Origin of the sequence: Vibrio sp. T11.5 (assembly GCF_027587155.1) — a bacterium.
Lineage (GTDB): Bacteria > Pseudomonadota > Gammaproteobacteria > Enterobacterales > Vibrionaceae > Vibrio > Vibrio neptunius.
Window position 1 is genome coordinate 45,659 of the sequence record NZ_JAPPTP010000014.1, and the last position, 18,575, is coordinate 64,233.

At 45.3% G+C, this 18,575-nt stretch carries 18 protein-coding genes; all 18 read left to right on the forward strand.

Annotated elements, in window-relative coordinates; all coding sequences use genetic code 11:
• Positions 1 to 5 precede the first annotated feature (5 nt).
• The 18 genes from mshL (at position 6) to rng (ending at position 18,571) form a co-directional block, all read left to right on the forward strand.
• On the forward strand, positions 6 to 1,640 hold the full coding sequence (gene mshL / locus OH455_RS14780) for a pilus (MSHA type) biogenesis protein MshL (RefSeq protein WP_269981934.1): 1,635 nt from the start codon (positions 6 to 8) through the stop codon (positions 1,638 to 1,640).
• A gap of 6 nt (positions 1,641 to 1,646) precedes the next feature.
• Positions 1,647 to 2,492 (forward strand): ExeA family protein, encoded by an 846-nt coding sequence (locus OH455_RS14785; protein WP_269981935.1) that lies wholly within the window; start codon positions 1,647 to 1,649, stop codon positions 2,490 to 2,492.
• Positions 2,489 to 3,526 carry a tetratricopeptide repeat protein gene (locus OH455_RS14790; RefSeq protein ID WP_269981936.1) on the forward strand — a complete coding sequence of 346 codons (1,038 nt, stop codon included), beginning with the start codon at positions 2,489 to 2,491 and terminating at the stop codon, positions 3,524 to 3,526. Before OH455_RS14785 ends, OH455_RS14790 begins: the two co-directional genes overlap by 4 nt.
• Complete coding sequence (locus OH455_RS14795; RefSeq protein ID WP_269981937.1) at positions 3,516 to 5,240, forward strand: GspE/PulE family protein; 1,725 nt, start codon at positions 3,516 to 3,518, stop codon at positions 5,238 to 5,240. The genes OH455_RS14790 and OH455_RS14795 overlap by 11 nt, the downstream gene beginning before the upstream one ends.
• An 8-nt stretch (positions 5,241 to 5,248) precedes the next feature.
• Positions 5,249 to 6,472: a type II secretion system F family protein gene (locus tag OH455_RS14800; protein WP_269981938.1), complete on the forward strand. Its 1,224-nt coding sequence runs from the start codon at positions 5,249 to 5,251 to the stop codon at positions 6,470 to 6,472.
• Position 6,473: 1 nt separating this feature from the next.
• A complete protein-coding gene (locus OH455_RS14805) occupies positions 6,474 to 6,935 on the forward strand; it encodes an MSHA biogenesis protein MshF (RefSeq protein ID WP_269981939.1) in 462 nt (153 codons plus the stop codon).
• A 77-nt stretch (positions 6,936 to 7,012) separates the two neighbouring features.
• Positions 7,013 to 7,588 (forward strand): prepilin-type N-terminal cleavage/methylation domain-containing protein, encoded by a 576-nt coding sequence (locus OH455_RS14810; RefSeq protein WP_045974803.1) that lies wholly within the window; start codon positions 7,013 to 7,015, stop codon positions 7,586 to 7,588.
• Between the two features lie 31 nt (positions 7,589 to 7,619).
• Positions 7,620 to 8,081 (forward strand): type II secretion system protein, encoded by a 462-nt coding sequence (locus tag OH455_RS14815; RefSeq protein WP_219348171.1) that lies wholly within the window; start codon positions 7,620 to 7,622, stop codon positions 8,079 to 8,081.
• Positions 8,082 to 8,230: 149 nt separating this feature from the next.
• Positions 8,231 to 8,722, forward strand: coding sequence for a type II secretion system protein (locus tag OH455_RS14820; protein WP_269981940.1), 492 nt, complete (start codon positions 8,231 to 8,233; stop codon positions 8,720 to 8,722).
• The gene (locus tag OH455_RS14825; RefSeq protein WP_269981941.1) at positions 8,700 to 9,266 is read left to right on the forward strand and encodes a prepilin-type N-terminal cleavage/methylation domain-containing protein; all 567 of its coding nucleotides are present in this window, start codon (positions 8,700 to 8,702) and stop codon (positions 9,264 to 9,266) included. The genes OH455_RS14820 and OH455_RS14825 overlap by 23 nt, the downstream gene beginning before the upstream one ends.
• On the forward strand, positions 9,263 to 10,039 hold the full coding sequence (locus OH455_RS14830) for a PilW family protein (RefSeq protein WP_269981942.1): 777 nt from the start codon (positions 9,263 to 9,265) through the stop codon (positions 10,037 to 10,039). Before OH455_RS14825 ends, OH455_RS14830 begins: the two co-directional genes overlap by 4 nt.
• The gene (locus tag OH455_RS14835; protein WP_269981943.1) at positions 10,011 to 10,433 is read left to right on the forward strand and encodes an MSHA biogenesis protein MshP; all 423 of its coding nucleotides are present in this window, start codon (positions 10,011 to 10,013) and stop codon (positions 10,431 to 10,433) included. The genes OH455_RS14830 and OH455_RS14835 overlap by 29 nt, the downstream gene beginning before the upstream one ends.
• Positions 10,430 to 13,894, forward strand: coding sequence for a DUF6701 domain-containing protein (locus OH455_RS14840; protein WP_269981944.1), 3,465 nt, complete (start codon positions 10,430 to 10,432; stop codon positions 13,892 to 13,894). The genes OH455_RS14835 and OH455_RS14840 overlap by 4 nt, the downstream gene beginning before the upstream one ends.
• Positions 13,895 to 14,047: 153 nt before the next feature.
• Complete coding sequence (locus OH455_RS14845; protein ID WP_004747218.1) at positions 14,048 to 15,091, forward strand: rod shape-determining protein; 1,044 nt, start codon at positions 14,048 to 14,050, stop codon at positions 15,089 to 15,091.
• A 58-nt stretch (positions 15,092 to 15,149) separates the two neighbouring features.
• On the forward strand, positions 15,150 to 16,037 hold the full coding sequence (gene mreC / locus OH455_RS14850; RefSeq protein ID WP_045974797.1) for a rod shape-determining protein MreC: 888 nt from the start codon (positions 15,150 to 15,152) through the stop codon (positions 16,035 to 16,037).
• Positions 16,027 to 16,515 carry a rod shape-determining protein MreD gene (gene mreD, locus OH455_RS14855; RefSeq protein WP_045974796.1) on the forward strand — a complete coding sequence of 163 codons (489 nt, stop codon included), beginning with the start codon at positions 16,027 to 16,029 and terminating at the stop codon, positions 16,513 to 16,515. Before mreC ends, mreD begins: the two co-directional genes overlap by 11 nt.
• A gap of 3 nt (positions 16,516 to 16,518) precedes the next feature.
• On the forward strand, positions 16,519 to 17,079 hold the full coding sequence (locus tag OH455_RS14860) for a Maf family protein (protein WP_269981945.1): 561 nt from the start codon (positions 16,519 to 16,521) through the stop codon (positions 17,077 to 17,079).
• Positions 17,080 to 17,101: 22 nt separating this feature from the next.
• Entirely contained in the window at positions 17,102 to 18,571 is a 1,470-nt protein-coding gene (rng, locus tag OH455_RS14865; protein ID WP_045974794.1) for a ribonuclease G, read from the forward strand.
• Positions 18,572 to 18,575: the final 4 nt, after the last annotated feature.

The following is an 18,575-nucleotide window of genomic DNA, read 5'->3' on the forward strand; positions in this document are numbered from 1 at the left end:
AGCGTATGCGTAAACTTGTTGTAGTCTTTACAGTTGCGTCATTAATTGGCTGCTCTATGGGGCATCGTCCACCTGTGGAGGCAAAAGACGCTCTCAATGAAGCGTTGAGCCAATCAGGCAGTCATGGCTTAGATGACTTGCCACCCTCTGTAGAAGCTGACCTGATGCCTGAGTTGGATGGTTCAGGCTTGATTGCGTCAGAGACGGTGAAACGCTTTCGAATTCAAGCAAATGATGTTGATGCCAACGCTTTTTTTGCCAGTTTAGTAAAGGGAACGGAATTCAGTGTCGCTTTACATCCTGATGTGTCGGGCACTATTACGGTTAACTTGACGGACGTTACTTTAGACGAAGTGTTATCCGTTGTTCAGGACCTTTATGGCTATCAAATTGAAAAAGTTGGAAAGGTAATACAGATTTACCCAGCAGGTTTGAGAACGGTGACTATTCCGGTTGATTATCTGCAATTCAAGCGTAATGGTCGTTCATTGACTTCTATCACTACGGGTACTGTAACCAACAGTTCTTCAAGTTCGTCTTCTTCCAGTTCAGATACGTCAAGTACGGGGAGTTCCAATACCAGCTCGTCCAAAGGCGGTACCGAAATAGAAACCACCAGTGAGAGTGATTTCTGGCCTCAGCTAGAGCAGGCTGTAAGCCAGTTGGTTGGTTCGGGTCAGGGACAAAGTGTCGTCATAACCCCACAAGCTGGCGTGATTACGATTCGAGCGTTTCCGGATGAAATTCGTGAAGTGAGGAATTTTATTGGTGAATCTCAAAAGCGCTTACACCGACAGGTGATCCTCGAAGCTAAAATTCTTGAAGTCACCTTGAGCGATGGCTATCAACAAGGCATTGATTGGTCGAAGGCGTTCACTTCGAATGGGGCCAATTACACCATAGGTCAAGGAACCCCAGTGACCACGGGGACGCCAGCCACATTACCCGGTTTGGATGCGGTAGGTTCTTTGCTGGGTGGTCAGGCTAACTTGGTTATTTCTAGTGGTAGCTTTGATGCGGTCATCAGTTTTATGGCAACGCAAGGTGATCTGAATGTTCTCTCTAGCCCTCGCGTTACAGCTTCTAACAATCAAAAGGCGGTAATAAAAGTTGGTACGGACAGCTATTTTGTCACGGATTTTTCGACCAATGTTGATTCAAGCAGTACAACATCGACAACCAGCACAGATATTGAACTGACCCCATTCTTCTCAGGTATTTCCCTCGATGTAACTCCTCAAATAGACAATGATGGCAGTGTACTTTTACATGTCCATCCTGCCGTAATTGATGTGACGGAAGAAACAAAAAATATCAATACAGGGTCTTCAGGCACAGTCTCTTTACCTCTTGCTACCAGCTCTATTCGTGAATCAGACTCGGTTATTCGTGCCCAAGATGGCGATGTCGTTGTGATTGGAGGGCTCATGAAGTCAAACACGCTAGATCGAACCTCTAAAGTCCCATTTTTAGGCGATGTCCCAGCGTTAGGGCATCTGTTCCGAAATACCACACAGTACACAGAGAAGACAGAGTTAGTGATCTTGCTTAAACCAACAGTTGTGGGTGTAAATACGTGGCAGAAAGAAATTGAACGGTCTAGGGATTTACTTCAGGAATGGTTTCCTAATGAGCAGTAAACGACTATGTATTTGGAGCATTTTGGTTTAACTCAGTTTCCGTTTCATTTAACCCCGAACACCGAGTTGTTCTTGGGGTTAGAGCCTCATTATGAGGCGATTCAAACGGTTCAATCTGCGATAGAAATGGGAGAAGGGTTAATTAAGGTAACCGGAGAAGTCGGTACCGGAAAAACCATGGTCTGCAGAATTCTAGTCAATCAGCTAGGTCAGACAGTACAACTGGTTTATCTGCCTAACCCTGCGCTAAGTGGCAATGAACTTAGGAGAGCGATTGCGACAGAGCTTGAAGTACGTGTTACCGATACCACGACTCTCGTCGATGATATACAAGCTAAACTTATAGAGCTAGCAAGAAGTGGTGCTCAAGTTGTGTTGTTTGTTGATGAAGCTCAGGCCTTGAGTGATGAAGCGCTGGAAGTGCTACGCTTGTTTGGCAATTTGGAGACGGAGTACCACAAACTGATGCAGATTGTACTAATAGGCCAACCTGAGTTGGATGAACGGCTTGAACAGCATCACCTGCGTCAACTTCGACAACGCATTACATTCAGTGCGAAATTAAGAACACTGTCTGTTTCTGAGGTGGTAGCTTACATAGATAATCGGATCGAAAAGTCTGGTGGCAAGCTTGAACTGTTTACACTCAGTCAGAAAAAATCGATCTGGAAAGCCAGTCGGGGCATTCCAAGGTTGATCAATCAAATTTGTCATAAGTGCTTGGTCCTAGCGTGTAGCCAGAGTGAATACAAGGTCAGCAACCGACAGGTGTTTAACGCTATCCATGATACGTATGACAGCTGCAAACCAAAATTTAAATGCCCGCAAATTTGGGGTTGGAGTCTTCCATGAGTGCCATCAACAATGCGCTTTCTGAACTAGCCAATAATCATTCCAATCAGCCAGAGCAGATCGCCAAGGCGAACGTGAAACCTGTTAGCCAGCTTAAGATCCTGCCTTGGGTCGTTGGCAGCTTTGGTTTAAGCTTGGCTGTCGGGGGGTGGGCGCTCTCTACTCAAGCGCCTATTTCCGAGTCTCAGCCTCTGGCGGTAGTTAGTGTTGATAAAACGGTTGAGCCTGTTGTTTCACCTACATCGAAATCGTCAGTCAGCAGTAATGCTATTTATCTACCTCAGCACAAGTCTGATAAGAAAAACAATCCACCGCCATCAAATTTTACCAATGAAAATGCTCGTCTTTTGCCACAACCGAAGATACTCAAAGTAGCTGCGACAGCAACGCCTCCGGCTAAAGTCGCAAAAGGGGAGGTTGTGGTCCACCAAGTAGAGCTTTCTTCGGCTCAACTTGCAGAAAAAGCAGAGATTCGAGCTAAAAAAGCACTCGACAACAATAATCTCAACGAAGCGTTGAGCCATTATCAGGAGGCGCTTCGTTACGCGCCAGCTAGTGTTAAGGTCCGACAAAAGCTTTCAGCGCTTTATTACGGCAAAGGAGAATCTAGAAAAGCGGTCGATATCTTAAGCAAAGGCATTCAGCTCGATAGAGAAGACAGTACACTAAGGATGTCTTTGGCTAAGTTACTAATGAAAGAGCAGCAAAACGAGGCGGCGTTAACGGCTTTGGTGCACTTACCGCAGAAGGCTTCAGTAGAGTATTTATCCCTGCGAGCAGCACTGGCTCAAAAATCTAAACAAGATGACATGGCTCTGAGTAGTTATCAAAGCCTAGTGTCAATGGACCCTGATAGTGGTCGATGGTGGTTAGGTTTGGGTATCCAGCAAGAGAGGGCGTTGAACTTACTTAAAGCCGAAGAAGCATATCAGCAAGCTTTAACGAAACTAGGGTTATCGAACCAGTCAAAACAGTTTATCCGTGACCGTTTGTCGCTTATTAGTCGTTTAGAGGGGCAACCGGATGCAAATTAAGCTTAGGAAACGTCTTGGAGACCTACTGGTTGAAGAAGGCATTATTACTGATTCTCAGGTAGAGGAGGCACTCGCTTCTCAGAAGAGTACAGGCCGAAAACTAGGGGCGACCCTGATTGAGCTCGGTTTTTTGACTGAGCATCAAATGTTGACCTTTTTATCCCAACAGCTTGATGTTCCGCTTATTGATCTTAGCCGAGCGAATATAGATGCCGATGCGGTGCAGCTCCTCCCTGAGGTGCACGCCCGCCGATTGAGAACATTAGTAATAGGTCGTCAGGGGGATACGCTTCGAGTCGCGATGAGTGATCCAGCGGATCTCTTTGCTCAGGAAGCTTTGCTTGGTCAACTTCCTAATTACAGTATTGAATTTGTTATTGCGGCTGAAAAACAACTGGTTGATGGATTTGATCGTTACTATCGGCGTACCAAAGAAATTGCTTCTTTTGCTGAGCAACTTCAAGCTGAACATCAAGTAAATGAAGCGTTTGATTTCAGTATTGAGGATGAAGACAGTGACGAAGTCACGGTTGTGAAGCTGATCAATTCCCTATTTGAAGATGCTATTCAGGTTGGAGCTTCAGATATTCATATTGAGCCGGATGCCAATGTATTGCGCTTGCGCCAGCGTATAGATGGTGTGCTGCATGAAACCTTGCTTAATGAGGTTAATGTTGCACCCGCTTTAGTTCTGCGTTTGAAGCTGATGGCCAATTTGGATATATCGGAAAAGCGTCTACCACAAGATGGCCGTTTTAACATTAGGGCCAAAGGTCAGTCGGTTGACATACGTATGTCGACGATGCCAGTGCAGCATGGTGAATCTGTGGTAATGCGCCTTCTCAATCAATCGACAGGAGTGAGAAAGCTCGAATACTCTGGGATGCCAGACCATTTACTAGTACGTCTGCGGCGTCAACTTCGTCGACCACACGGTATGATATTAGTTACTGGACCAACAGGTTCAGGTAAAACCACCACGTTATATGGGGCGTTAAGTGAACTCAACGAACCCGGCAAGAAGATCATTACCGCAGAAGACCCTGTCGAATATCGTCTACCACGCGTGAACCAAGTTCAGGTAAATTCTAAAATCGATCTCGATTTCTCAACAATTCTAAGAACCTTTCTTCGTCAGGATCCCGATATCATCCTTGTTGGTGAGATGCGTGATCAAGAAACGGTGGAGATTGGTTTGCGTGCAGCGTTAACGGGGCATTTGGTTTTAAGTACCTTACATACTAACGATGCGGTGGATAGCGCGCTAAGAATGATGGATATGGGTGCTCCTGGTTATTTAGTGGCAAGCGCCGTTCGTGCGGTGGTAGCTCAACGTCTAGTGCGTAAAGTTTGCCCAGATTGTAAAACTGAAGATGTTGTTGAAGATGCTCGCAAACAGTGGTTAGCGCAGCGCTTCCCTAATCAAGAACACGCTGCTTTTGTTAAAGGACGTGGGTGCCAAAACTGTAATCTTACCGGTTACCAAGGTCGGATAGGTGTTTTTGAGATGCTCGAACTCGAACAGGAGATGATGGATAGGCTTAGGGCCAATGACGCTGTGGGCTTTTCAGCCGCTGCCCGTCAGTCTGACAGTTATAAACCTTTGCTTGCGTCTGCAATGGAACTCGCATTACAGGGAGTAGTGAGCTTAGATGAAGTTATGAACCTCGGCGAAGGTGATGCTTCTGGGTCTGTTGAAGCCATCTACCTATAGGGTGAATTATGCCAGTATTCAGTTATCAGGGACGCAACATAGATGGTACAGCCGCGACTGGGCAGGTAGAAGCCCCAAATGAAGAAGCGGCCGCAGAGTCCTTGCTCAACAAAGGTGTAATTCCTACCGCTATCACACTAGGTAGAAGTGGTGAGAGCGCGTTTAGCGCGGATTTCGGAGCTCTATTTAAGCCGTCGATTCCGCTGGAAGTACTGGTTATTTTTTGTCGTCAACTCTATAGCTTGACAAAGGCGGGCGTCCCTTTATTACGCTCAATGAAGGGGTTAACCCAAAACAGTGCTAATAAACAGTTGAAACAGGCACTAGAAGAAGTGACGCAAGAGCTAACCAATGGACGTAGCTTGTCATCATCAATGCAGATGCATTCTAAAGTGTTTAGTCCGCTGTTTGTTTCCATGATCAATGTTGGCGAAAATACAGGCCGACTGGATCAGGCTCTTATGCAGCTGGCTAATTACTATGAGCAGGAGGTGGAAACACGTAAACGGATCAAAACAGCGATGCGTTATCCCACGTTTGTGATCAGTTTTATTCTCGTCGCGCTGTTTGTTCTCAATGTTAAGGTGATTCCACAGTTTGCCAGTATGTTTGCTCGCTTTGGCGTTGATCTGCCACTGCCCACCCGAATTCTGATCGCGACATCTGACTTCTTTGTCAACTATTGGGCCTTTATGCTGGCGGGTATTATCAGTCTGATATTTGCTTTTAAGGCATGGGTAAGAACGGCAACTGGCGAGGAAAAGTGGGACAAATTTCGCTTACGCATGCCAATCATCGGCGATTTAGTGAATCGTGCTCAGCTATCGCGATTTTCTCGTACTTTTGCACTGATGCTCAAAGCGGGTGTTCCTCTAAACCAATCACTGGCACTCTCCGCAGAAGCTTTAGAAAACAAATATTTAGAAAACCGTCTTTTAGAAATGAAATCGTCCATTGAAGCTGGGGGTACTATATCAACCACAGCGAGTAATAGTCAGGTGTTTACGCCGTTGGTGCTGCAGATGCTATCCGTTGGAGAAGAAACCGGACGAATTGATGAGCTTTTGCTTGAAGCAGCGGATTTTTATGATCGTGAAGTGGACTATGACTTGAAAACGCTGACAGCAAGAATAGAGCCTATATTATTAGTCGTAGTAGCGGGTATGGTATTAATTCTTGCACTTGGCATATTCCTGCCAATGTGGGGCATGCTAGACGCTATTCAAGGTTAATATGGCGGGTGGTATACAACGCTCAAGGTTAGTCGTCTGGTTGTCGACTATTATTATTTTATTGCTCAGCTTTGTTTTGGTGCTGGAAAAATTAGAGCAGGATGTTGATGATGCTGCCTTTTTACTGGCCAGTAAGCGGATAATTGAAAGAGCGAGCTTTTACAAACAGCAATGGATGTTGAAGGGGCAGCGAGAAAGTTTGATTGTGGAAAATCAAAGCTTGGTATTTTCTGAGACAGGTTGGGTATTGCCAAAAATGTTTGAAAAGAATAAGCAGTGTATGGCTTGGCTTTCACTACTATACCCGAAGTTGAGCATTTTGGATTCAATGCCACTCAAGGTAGTTAATCGCTCTGAATTAAATAATTACCAATGTGACTATGTTTATACTCAGGGTAAATCGATTCATATACAACTGGTGGATAATACGTTTACTGTGAGTGTCGGCTTTTCATCAACTTGATTTTATTGACATATTTGTGATGGTTATATCGTAGATATCTCGTATAATACGTTGTACTAAATAGCGAGTTTGTAATTATGCATAATAGGCAGTTTGGTTTTTCGTTAGTTGAGCTTGTCGTTGTCATTGTCGTTGTCGGGTTACTGGCGGTTGCCGCTTTACCTCGCTTTTTAGATGTGACTGACGAAGCAAAGAAAGCCAGTGTAGAGGGGGTTGCTGGAGGCTTTGCTACCGGAGTGCTTTCAGCTCGCGCACAATGGGAAGCGGAGGCTCGCCCATCGTTGACAATAAGCTCTGAATCATACAATCGTGTTGATTATGACGGTGTCGATTTCTGGCTGACTCGCTCAAAAAATAGCAGTAATGCTGACACTGGCTTTCGCGATGGTTACCCCTATGGTTTGAACACAGACAATGTCAGTTTTCCAACCAGCCTCACGGATCAAATGTGTATAGATTTAATGGAAAGCTTGCTGCAAAACCCACCTAAGGTGGACACTGTTACAAATTCGAATACGAATTCTAATGTAAAGTATTCAGCACAAGCTGATGATTCAAACGATACTTGTACCTATATTCAGAAAGAAGGTAGCTCGGGTCATCAGTTTGTTTATGAGATTAAAACTGGTCGTGTGACCGTGACATTGCAGTAGTACTGCGGATTAACATAGAGAGATAGAGACTATGAAAAAACAAGGCGGTTTCACCCTAATCGAATTAGTAGTGGTGATTGTTATTCTCGGTATTCTGGCAGTAACGGCAGCACCTCGTTTTCTTAACCTACAAGGAGATGCACGAGAAGCATCTTTACAAGGCCTTAAAGGTGCTATTGATGGTGCTGCTGGCATTGTGTATGGCAAAGCTGTTATTGATGGCCGAGAAACGGCGAGCGCCGCTGCTGGGACCGCAGTGGAAGGCGTTTTGACAATTTATGGTTACCCGCTGGCGACAACTGGCGGTATCGGAGCGGCAGTTGTTGGCCTTGATAGTGATTGGAGCGTTGTGACAAGTGTTGCAAATACTAGTATTACCTATGGCTTCAGTGGTTCTACCGATGCAACATGTGCTGTTACTTACACGCAGGCCACAGGTACCGCTGTTGCGAGTGCGGCTTCGACAACCGTAGCAACAGGTGGTTGTAACTAATTATTAAAGAAAGGCCAGCAACGCTGGCCTTTCTTTTCTTCGACATCTGATTGATTTCTCATTTCCTCTCAAAACCTACCTAGAACACCCTCATTAATGGCTTTTCTAATTTATAATCAAACAAGAAAAATTAACTACTTAGGTAATTTATGAATGCTAAGCCTTGTCGAGGCTTTACGTTAATTGAGCTTATTATAGTTATTGTGTTGCTTGCTGTGGTTTCAGTCTATGCTGCCAGTCGTTACGTGGGTAAAAGCAGTTTTGATGCACAATTAATGGAAGAAGCCGTTTTATCGTCACTGCGCTTAACTCAGCTGAGAGCGATGAATCGTAGTAGCTTATGCGGGCGTTGGATTGTCAATGGAAATCAAGCGATTGATATGGCGGCATCCATCGTGTCGGGTGCGTGTACAACGACGTTTCCCACTAACACCAGCGACAGTAGTTTTGTTGACGCTAACGAAGACGGTGTGTCATTAACAATCAGCTCAGGTAACTTTATTGATTTTGATAGTTTAGGACGTCCATCTCAGTGTTCTGCAGCTTCTTGCACCATTACTATTCAAGGGCAGTCTGGTACTCGTCGATTTATTTGTGTTAATTCAGAAGGGGGGATTTTTGCGAACTCGACAAGCTGCTAGACATAACGGTTTTTCGTTATTGGAAATGGTGATCGTTATAGTGATTATTGGCATCGCGATCAGTGGTGTATCGATTGCGCTGTTTCCTAAAGGTAAACAAAGTGCTGAGCAGGTTTCATCGGTTAAAGCGGCGGAGTTAGGCCGAGCGGTGTTGGATGAGGTGTTGGGCCGTAATTTTGATCACAATTCTGGGCCAAATGGTGGTTTACCCGAATGTGTTCTCGTTGATACTACCGATCGTGTTTCTTGTACTGAAACTGGCAGCCTTGGTCCAGAATCAGGTGAATTAAATAAAACCTTATACAATGATGTTGACGACTTTGATGGCCTGAACGGTGCTGTTCAAGATGTGCTGGGTGTTGATATTAGTGGTGAGTATCAAGGCTATAACGTCGCCATTCTTGTCTTCTACGAGCAAGATATCGGTGGCACCATGCAAGGCACAGAATCTCTCACCAGGACACATTATAAGCGAATTACCGTTACAATTACTGACCGTCAGGGGAATACTTATCCATTTTCAGCGACAAAAGGAAATTTTTGATGCGCGGTTTTACTCTGATTGAAATGGTTATTTCCATCACTTTGTTAGGTATTGTTGGGCTGTTTGTCGGTGAAGTGGTGCGTCAGTCATTGGTACTTTACTCAGACTCATCTAATCGTGAAGCTTTAATTCAGCAAGGGCGCTTTGCTACTGAAAGGCTACGTCGAGAGATTAGAGAAGCCATTCCCAATAGTGTCGTGGTGGCGAATAACTGCATTGAGATTTTGCCGATCACAAACAGTGCCATATACATGGACCTTCCTACCGTTGCGGCTACGTCAGCAGCCATTCGAGTGCTCCCTGTTGTGAAAAGTATCACTGCTGGAGAGCGTGTAGTGGTGTACCCAACAGATGCAGCAGAGCTGAGGCAGAGTATTAGTGGTGTTGGCCAAATTGCCCAAGTGAGTACAGATGTTGATTTTAGTGCCAGTGGAGCGATGACTTCCATGGTGAATGTCAATTTAACGGTCAGTGCAGGTTTTACTGCATTGAGCCCTGCAGATCGTTTGTATTTCTACCGTGATCCCGTCGCATTTTGCTTAGTTGGCACTGAGCTATTGAGGTATTCCAACTATGCTCTAGATAGAGTGACGTTAGATCCTGCATTGCTTGGTCAGGGGGTGAGGGTCGCGGGCAATCTCGCTGCAGTGAATTTTGTTGTTGCTTCACCTCAACTGCAACGCAACGGTTTGGTGAAGATGGAGCTTACGTTTTCTGATAATGGAGAACAAATAAGGTTTGATCATGATGCACTTATCTACAACACGCCGTAGTCAAAACGGGAGTGGATTGCTTCTGGTTATCTTCATCATTGTTGTAGTGGTAGGGTTTATGGCAGCCATCGCCAATCGAAACCAAGAGCGTAGTAGTGATCAACTGATTGCATCAGTTATTGGTACAAGAGCAGAAATGGCGGCACGTTCCGCGGCGCAGATAGAAATCAGCCGTTTCTATCAGACTGATACGGATGGCAGCTGTCAGGTAGGGGCCGCGCAAACGATTCGTTTTTCGGGGACTGGTTTATCTCAGTGCTCGGCCTCGGTGACATGTACCTCTTTGGGCAGGCTAGATAATAATGTTGAGGTGTTTCAATTGGTTTCAACAGGATTGTGCCAAGTGGGAGGGTGGCAACTGCAAAGAGTCATTGAGGTAGGAGTCAGAAAATGAACATGATGAGGAGTATTGTTTTTTTCGTGATTGGTCTAATGATACCAATTTACGCTTATGCTGTACCTCAATGTACAGATATCTTCACTGATCCTCCCTCTGGAAACCATTCGGGAAATGGTTTAGTTCCACCACCGGATATTATTAATAACAAACTGGGGAATCTTGACTGTTTCCGTTTTGGAGGAAGCAATCTTTGTTGGCAAGGCGTTACATTAAGAACGAGTAACTTTACACCTGGCGATTATAGTTATTACGCTGGCCGATTCCAAAATAGGGCTGAACTCAGCACCAATGGTTCAACGACTCGTTTGTATTTTGATTCTCTCCAACTAACGAATGCTGAGTTAAACCTTGATGGTGATCCTGAAGATTTGTTTATTTATGTAGCGGGCAGTTTGCAGATCAGTGGCCAAAACAAAATCAATGGCATTGTTTACGTTGCAGGAAGTGTTCAGGTGGCTGGTAGTGCAAGTATCTCAGGAGCTCTTGCTGCTGGAGGTGCGTTAGTAACAACGGGTAACAGTACGGTAACGGTTGATCCTGATGTGATAGAAAACGCTGATCTCATCGGTATGTGTGACAATTCAAGCGTTCCTTTGGAGTGTTTTAGCGATGATTTCAATTCGGGGTCACTTTCCGACCTGTGGGTGACGTCGACCAGTAGTGGTTCTTTTCAACCTGGAATTATCAGCAGTCGATTACGCTTTACTCAAGCGGTGCAAGATCAGGCCACGTCAGCAACGTACCAGCGTCTATTCCCAGCCAAAGACAATTTGGTGGAGATAGAGTTTGATCATTTTGCCTATAATGGCTCAGGGGCGGATGGTATTGCTGTTGTCTTGTCTGATGCGCTAGTTACGCCAAGAGCGGGCGCATTTGGTGGTCCTTTAGGTTATGGTTTTAAGACCAATGAACCTGGGTTTGCCGGAGGCTGGTTAGGTATTGGTATCGACGAATATGGGAACTTCTCTGCGCAAGGGGGGGAGGGAACTGATCCCGGGCAGCGCCGTCAGTCTGTTGCCCTAAGAGGCTCTGGATCGAATGAAACAGGGTATCGATACTTAGCTGGCGCCTGTAATAACGGTCAAACAAACCAGAACAGCAATTGTTTGTCGCCGACGGTTGACAATAACAACGTCGGCTCCGTCCATCGCTATAAAATCGTGGTAGATTCAAGAATTAGCAACCAGTCTCAGGTCGAGATCTTCCGCAAAATAGGCACGGCAGATTGGCAGACTATTGTTGGCCCAGTCGATGTGCTGGAAAGCCAATATTCTCAAGCGGCTGTTCCTGAAGATTTTTTGTTGTCTATCACAGGTTCGACAGGTGATCTGACAAATAATCATGAAATAGATAATTTCCAAGTTTGTGCACTGAATTCCCGCCCAATAGAAGATCAAATCGATCATTTTCGTATTACCCATACTGGGCAAGGGATTACATGTAACAAATCAGAAGTCACAATTAAGGCATGTAAGAATGATAACTGTACAGAGTTATACACCGATCCTGTCAGCATTACCTTATCTCCTTCCGTCGTTTCTGGAGGAGGAGGCTGGGAAGGGGGAATAACGCAAACCATTACTGGTGGTTCTGAGACCTTTTATATACGGAAACATTCTCCAGGCAGCATCAAGTTAGATGTGATGGGATCAAACCCTCCTGCTCGTCCTTTCTCCACTAATTTATGCCAAATTGGTAGTGGTAGCTGGAGTGACCAGAACTGTAATTTAGTCTTTTCTGATAGTGGTTTCGTTATCGATATGTCAGACAAGTATGCCGCTGAATCCGTTGAAGTAACGCTCAGTGCTGTCAAGCAGGGAGACAGCAATACTAAGTGTGATGTCGGCTTTGGGGGAGTGACAAAGAGTGTCGCCCTTTGGAATCAGTATTTAGACCCAGAAATAGATTTGGTCGGAAGCCCCAAAGTATCCGTTGATGTGACGGGGAGCGATACGGATCTTGGTACCAGTGAGTTAGGGGCGACGAATTATAATTTAGCGTTTGATAGTAACGGTCAAACGAGATTCAATCTCAATTATGATGATGCAGGTCATTTACAGTTAAATGCGAAATATGTCGGAACTGGAGATGAATTAGGGTTAGAGCTTAGAGGTGCAGAGAATTTCGTGAGTTTCCCTAAATATCTGACCATAACGGCTGAAAACACGTCTGGTGGCACGGGAGCCTGCAGTAGTGCCGATATCAGTTGTAGTATTTTCGCCAAAGCAGGGGAAAACTTTAATCTTAAGGTGACCGCTTACAATCAAGATAACCAAGTGACACCTAACTACAAACATAGCAACATTGCCATCAGTCATAGTTTGGTACAGCCCTCAACAGGCACCGCAGGCAGTATCAGTACCACCTCTTATAGCCATACTCCTATTTTGAATGGTACGAATAGCGTGACGCAATCGGTCTCTGAGGTTGGGGTGTTTAGTTTTACTGTGACGCCACCAAGCTCATTTTATGGAAGTACAGCTAAGAGTATTACCGCTGGCACCACAGGGAATATAGGACGATTTACTCCAGCATATTTTGCGGTTCAAAAGCTAACGCCAATGTTACAAGCTACATGTGATTTGAGCACAAATACAGCGCATACTTACATTGGACAGCCATTTGGTTTTAGTGCAAACCCGAGGGCTAACCTCACTCCAGTATCAGAAAGTGGCACTGCTACTGTTAACTATTTAGATACAAATTGGTGGAGATATAATAAGTCTTGGGATCAACGCGCATACTCTTCGAGCAATGGGCTAGGCATGACTCCTAATTCATCAAACGCTTCCTTTAGCCGTATGTTTAACTCGACCAATGTCACATTAGAGCTTTCAGGTGAAACGGTCAGTTATGATAAGCCATCGTCTGCAATTGAGCCTTTTATTGCCAGTTTTAGTCTGACGATGGACAAAGCGGAATTGACGGATGATGATGGTGTTTGTTATCAAACCTCAAGTAGTGGTTCATGCCTGCCTCTGACATTTGAAGATATTGATACAACGATGCAGTTACGTTGGGGGCGGATGAAAATACTTGACACGTATGGCTCAGAGCTTTCTAACCTTAGACAGGGGCTTGAGATACAGTATTTTTCTGGCGGCACCTTTCAAACCAATATAGACGATTCGTGCACTACATTTGCCGCTTCCAGTTTTAGTTATAGCAATGAAAGCTTTGATGTGATTACTGTGGGTTCTCCGGTTCAACCTCAAGTGGCCGCATCCCTCTCCTCTTCGACTGTTTCTGCAGGCGAATCTTGGATTGAGTATACTCCCCCCGGCGCGGGTAATACGGGGACCATTACGACATCCATTAATTTGAGTAGTTTGTTTCCATGGTTGAGAGACGATGAAAATGGCGATGGTAGTCTGGATGATGTCACTTCAGGACTGACACAATTTGGTCTATACCGAGGGAGTGATCGAGTCATTTGGTGGAACGAGCAGAATTAGAGACAACGAGATTTTTCGACTTTCGTTAGGAATCTGTTAGAAATTGCGGGTTTCAGTCCATGTTTATAGTTCAATGCCTTGCTGATAAGGCAAGGCATTGGTACATTTAGTGCAATTTTCTATCTTCTAATTCTTTCAGGACGAGCGAAGAATATGTTCAAAAAACTTCGTGGCATATTTTCTAATGATCTATCAATCGATTTAGGTACTGCCAACACTCTTATCTACGTCAAGGGACAGGGTATTGTTCTAGACGAGCCTTCAGTAGTCGCTATCCGTCAGGACCGTAACAGAGCAGGAAAAAGTGTTGCTGCTGTTGGTCATGCTGCTAAGCAAATGCTGGGTCGTACTCCAGGTAACATCTCTGCAATTCGTCCTATGAAAGACGGCGTAATTGCAGACTTCTATGTAACCGAAAAAATGCTGCAACACTTTATTAAGCAAGTTCATGATAATAGTGTACTGAAACCAAGCCCTCGTGTTTTGGTATGTGTCCCTTGTGGCTCTACTCAGGTTGAGCGTCGTGCCATTCGTGAGTCCGCACTGGGAGCAGGCGCACGTGAGGTCTATTTGATTGATGAGCCAATGGCGGCTGCAATTGGTGCTGGCCTGCGAGTTTCAGAGCCTACTGGCTCTATGGTTGTTGACATCGGTGGCGGTACTACAGAAGTAGCGGTGATCTCTTTAAACGGCGTGGTTTACTCCTCGTCAGTACGCATTGGTGGTGACCGTTTTGATGAGGCCATTATCAACTACGTTCGTCGTAACTACGGTAGCTTGATCGGAGAAGCGACGGCAGAGAAAATCAAACACGAGATTGGTTCAGCATACCCAGGTGATGAAGTTGAAGAAATTGAAGTGCGTGGCCGTAACCTTGCTGAAGGTGTGCCACGAAGCTTTAGCCTGAATTCAAATGAAATTCTCGAAGCTCTACAAGAGCCTCTGACTGGTATCGTGTCTGCTGTGATGGTCGCCTTGGAGCAGTGTCCACCAGAACTTGCATCTGATATTTCAGAAAATGGTATGGTTCTGACCGGCGGCGGTGCGTTACTTAAAGATCTCGATCGCCTTCTCACTGAAGAAACAGGCATTCCAGTCGTTATTGCTGAAGATCCACTGACTTGTGTGGCTCGTGGTGGCGGTAAAGCTCTAGAAATGATCGACATGCACGGTGGCGATCTATTCAGTGAAGAATAATCGGGTTTGCCTAGTATATCGCTAGGCTGCTTCGATTCGATTAAGGAACTCATATTCAATGAAGCCTATTTTTGGCCGAGGACCTTCACTTCAGCTACGCCTGTTTTTCGCAGTCATTATATCAGCCAGCCTTATGCTGGCTGATAGTCGTTTAGGCGCATTTGCACAGGTACGCTACTTGCTCAACAGCGTAGTTGCCCCTATTCAGTATCTCGCTGATGTTCCTCGTACTATGTTTGACGGGGCTTATGAACGGTTCAACATTCGCAAAGACTTTATGGAGAGTAATCACCAGCTTAAACGCGAAATTTTGCGTCTTAAAAACGACATGCTGCTTTTGGATCAGTACCGTGAAGAAAACCAGCGTCTTCGAAAGTTACTGGGCTCTTCGTTTGTGCGGGATGAGCGTAAGGTCGTTACTGAGGTAATGGCAGTGGATACGTCCCCCTATCGCCAACAGGTTGTCATCGACAAAGGCCAGATAGATGGTGTTTATGTCGGTCAACCCGTAGCGAACGAAAAAGGCATTGTTGGTCAGGTGACATTTGTATCAGCGCATAATAGCAGAGTGTTGTTACTGACTGATAGCCAGAGCGCAATTCCAGTTCAGGTGATACGTAATGATATTCGAGTTATTGCGTCAGGTAATAGCAAAATTGACCGAATTAACTTAGATCACATCCCGATTAGTCTAGATATTCAGGAAGGTGATTTATTGGTGACTTCTGGGCTAGGGGGAGTGTATCCAGAGGGGTATCCTGTCGCTCATGTCGTCGATGTGCTGCGTGATACGGCACGAGAGTTTGCCGCTATTGAAGCGGAACCCGTAGTAGACTTTGAACGTCTACGCTATCTGTTGTTGATCTGGCCAAATGACTCACGTCAGAACAAAATCCAGCAGGCATTACCGGACAATATGCAAGAGGTAACAGGTAATGGCAAATAGTGTATTCAAAGGCAAGATGGTCATTGTCTTCTCGTTTTTAATTGCCTTAACACTGCAGACGATTCCATGGCCTGGTGTATTGGATTTATTGCGACCGTCTTGGTTGTTTCTGGTGATTTGTTACTGGGTACTTGCATTACCTCATCGAGTTAACGTTGGCACAGCTTTGGTGCTCGGTCTGTTGTGGGACTTACTGTTGGGGTCAACATTAGGTATCCGCGGTATGATGATGTCAATTGTGGTGTACCTCGTCGCACTTAATTTCCTGGTCCTACGCAATATGGCACTTTGGCAGCAAGCGATGCTGATTGGAGTGCTTTCCATGATTCTCGACGTCTTGATCTTTTCGGGTGAGTATTTGATACAGGACATAACGTTTAATCTGCTGTCACTTTGGAGCGGATTAATCAACTGTATTCTCTGGCCATGGCTATTCCTATTGATGCGTAGAGTAAGACGACACTGGCATATAAGGTAATTAATGATGAAAAAACTGGTGTTAGCATCAGGCTCTCCGAGACGTAAAGAATTGCTGTCACAACTGGGCTATTCATTTACCGTCATTCGCACCGATGTTGAAGAAACGCAGGCCGCTCAAGAGACGCCCGTTCAGTATGTATCACGCCTTTCTTTAGATAAAGCGATGGCTGGCGTAGCGACTGAGAGTGATTCCGTCGTGCTTGGTTCAGACACGATCGTGGTCTGCGATGGTACGGTTCTGGAAAAACCAGAGAGTTTGGAGCAGGCTAAACAGATGTTGATGCGACTTTCAGATCGTGCTCATCAGGTAATGACGGCAGTGACCGTTGCAACCATAGAACAACAAGAGACTGTAGTGGTGACTACAGACGTTTGGTTTAAACCTTTGTCCGAAAATGAAATAGAGCAATACTGGCATACTGGTGAACCATGCGATAAGGCTGGTAGCTATGGGATCCAAGGGATTGGCGGACGTTTCGTTACGCGTATTGAAGGCAGTTATCACGCTGTGGTGGGGCTGCCATTATTCGAAACAGACCAGCTCTTGCACAAATTCTTATAATTTAAAATATTGAGGTGCGCCGATGAGTGCAGAGTTGCTAATCAACGTGACCCCGAGTGAAACTCGTGTGGCCATGATTGAAGGGGGAACCCTACAAGAGATCCATGTTGAACGTGAAGCAAAGCGCGGAATAGTCGGTAATATATACAAAGGTAAGGTGAGTCGTGTCTTACCGGGGATGCAAGCCGCTTTTGTTGATATTGGCCTCGATAAAGCCGCCTTCCTTCATGCTTCTGATATCGTTCCTCATACTGAATGTGTGGCTGAAAATGAGAAACAGCAGTTTCAGGTCAGAGATATTTCCGAGTTAGTTCGGCAAGGGCAAGATATTGTTGTTCAGGTGGTGAAAGATCCATTGGGTACTAAAGGTGCTCGTTTGACAACGGACATTACTCTACCTTCTCGTTATTTGGTATTTATGCCCGGTGCTAGCCACGTAGGCGTATCACAGCGTATTGAGAGTGAAGATGAGCGCAACCGCCTCAAAAAAGTGGTCGGTCATTACTGCGATGAAGATGGCGGCTTTATCATTCGCACAGCTGCAGAAGGAGCTCATGACTCTGAGCTATCTCAGGATGCTGCATTTCTTAAGCGCCTCTGGTCTAAGGTGAATGAACGTCGCACCAAGTACAAAACCCGCTCTACGCTTTATGGTGAGCTTGGATTATCTCAACGTATCCTCCGAGATTTTGTCGGTACAGAATTGACTAAGATACTGGTTGATTCTCGTTTGGAGTTTGAAAATCTCAAAGAGTTTACATCTGAATATGTTCCTGAATTGACGGAAAAGCTCGAACTGTATAATGGCGATAAACCCATTTTCGACATGTACGATACCGAGAATGAGATTCAGCGTTCTCTGGAGCGTAAAGTTGAGCTCAAATCTGGTGGTTATCTGATTATTGATCAAACAGAAGCAATGACGACGGTTGACATTAACACCGGTGCTTTTGTGGGGCGCCGTAATCTCGAAGAAACGATTTTTAATACCAATGTTGAGGCGACGCAGGCGATTGCTCGTCAGCTCAGACTGCGTAACCTTGGTGGTATTATTATTATCGATTTCATCGACATGCTGTCAGAGGAACACCGTAAGCGTGTACTCACTTCTTTGGAGGCTGCTCTCGATAAGGATCGAGTGAAAACCAACATTAATGGTTTTACACAGCTAGGGTTGGTCGAAATGACGCGTAAACGCACACGAGAAAGTATTGAACACATTCTATGTTCTACTTGTCCAACCTGTGAGGGGCGGGGAAGTGTAAAAACGGTTGAATCGGTTTGTTATGAGATTCTTCGTGAAATCACCCGAGTGAATCGGGCGTATGAAGCAGACAAGTTTGTGGTTTATGCTTCTCCTTTCGTTGCGGATGCACTACAAGGCGATGAATCGCACGCACTAGCAGAGCTGGAAGTCTTTATTGGCAAACAGGTCAAGGTTCAGGCAGAGCCTCTTTATATTCAAGAGCAATTTGACGTTGTCATGATGTAGGATT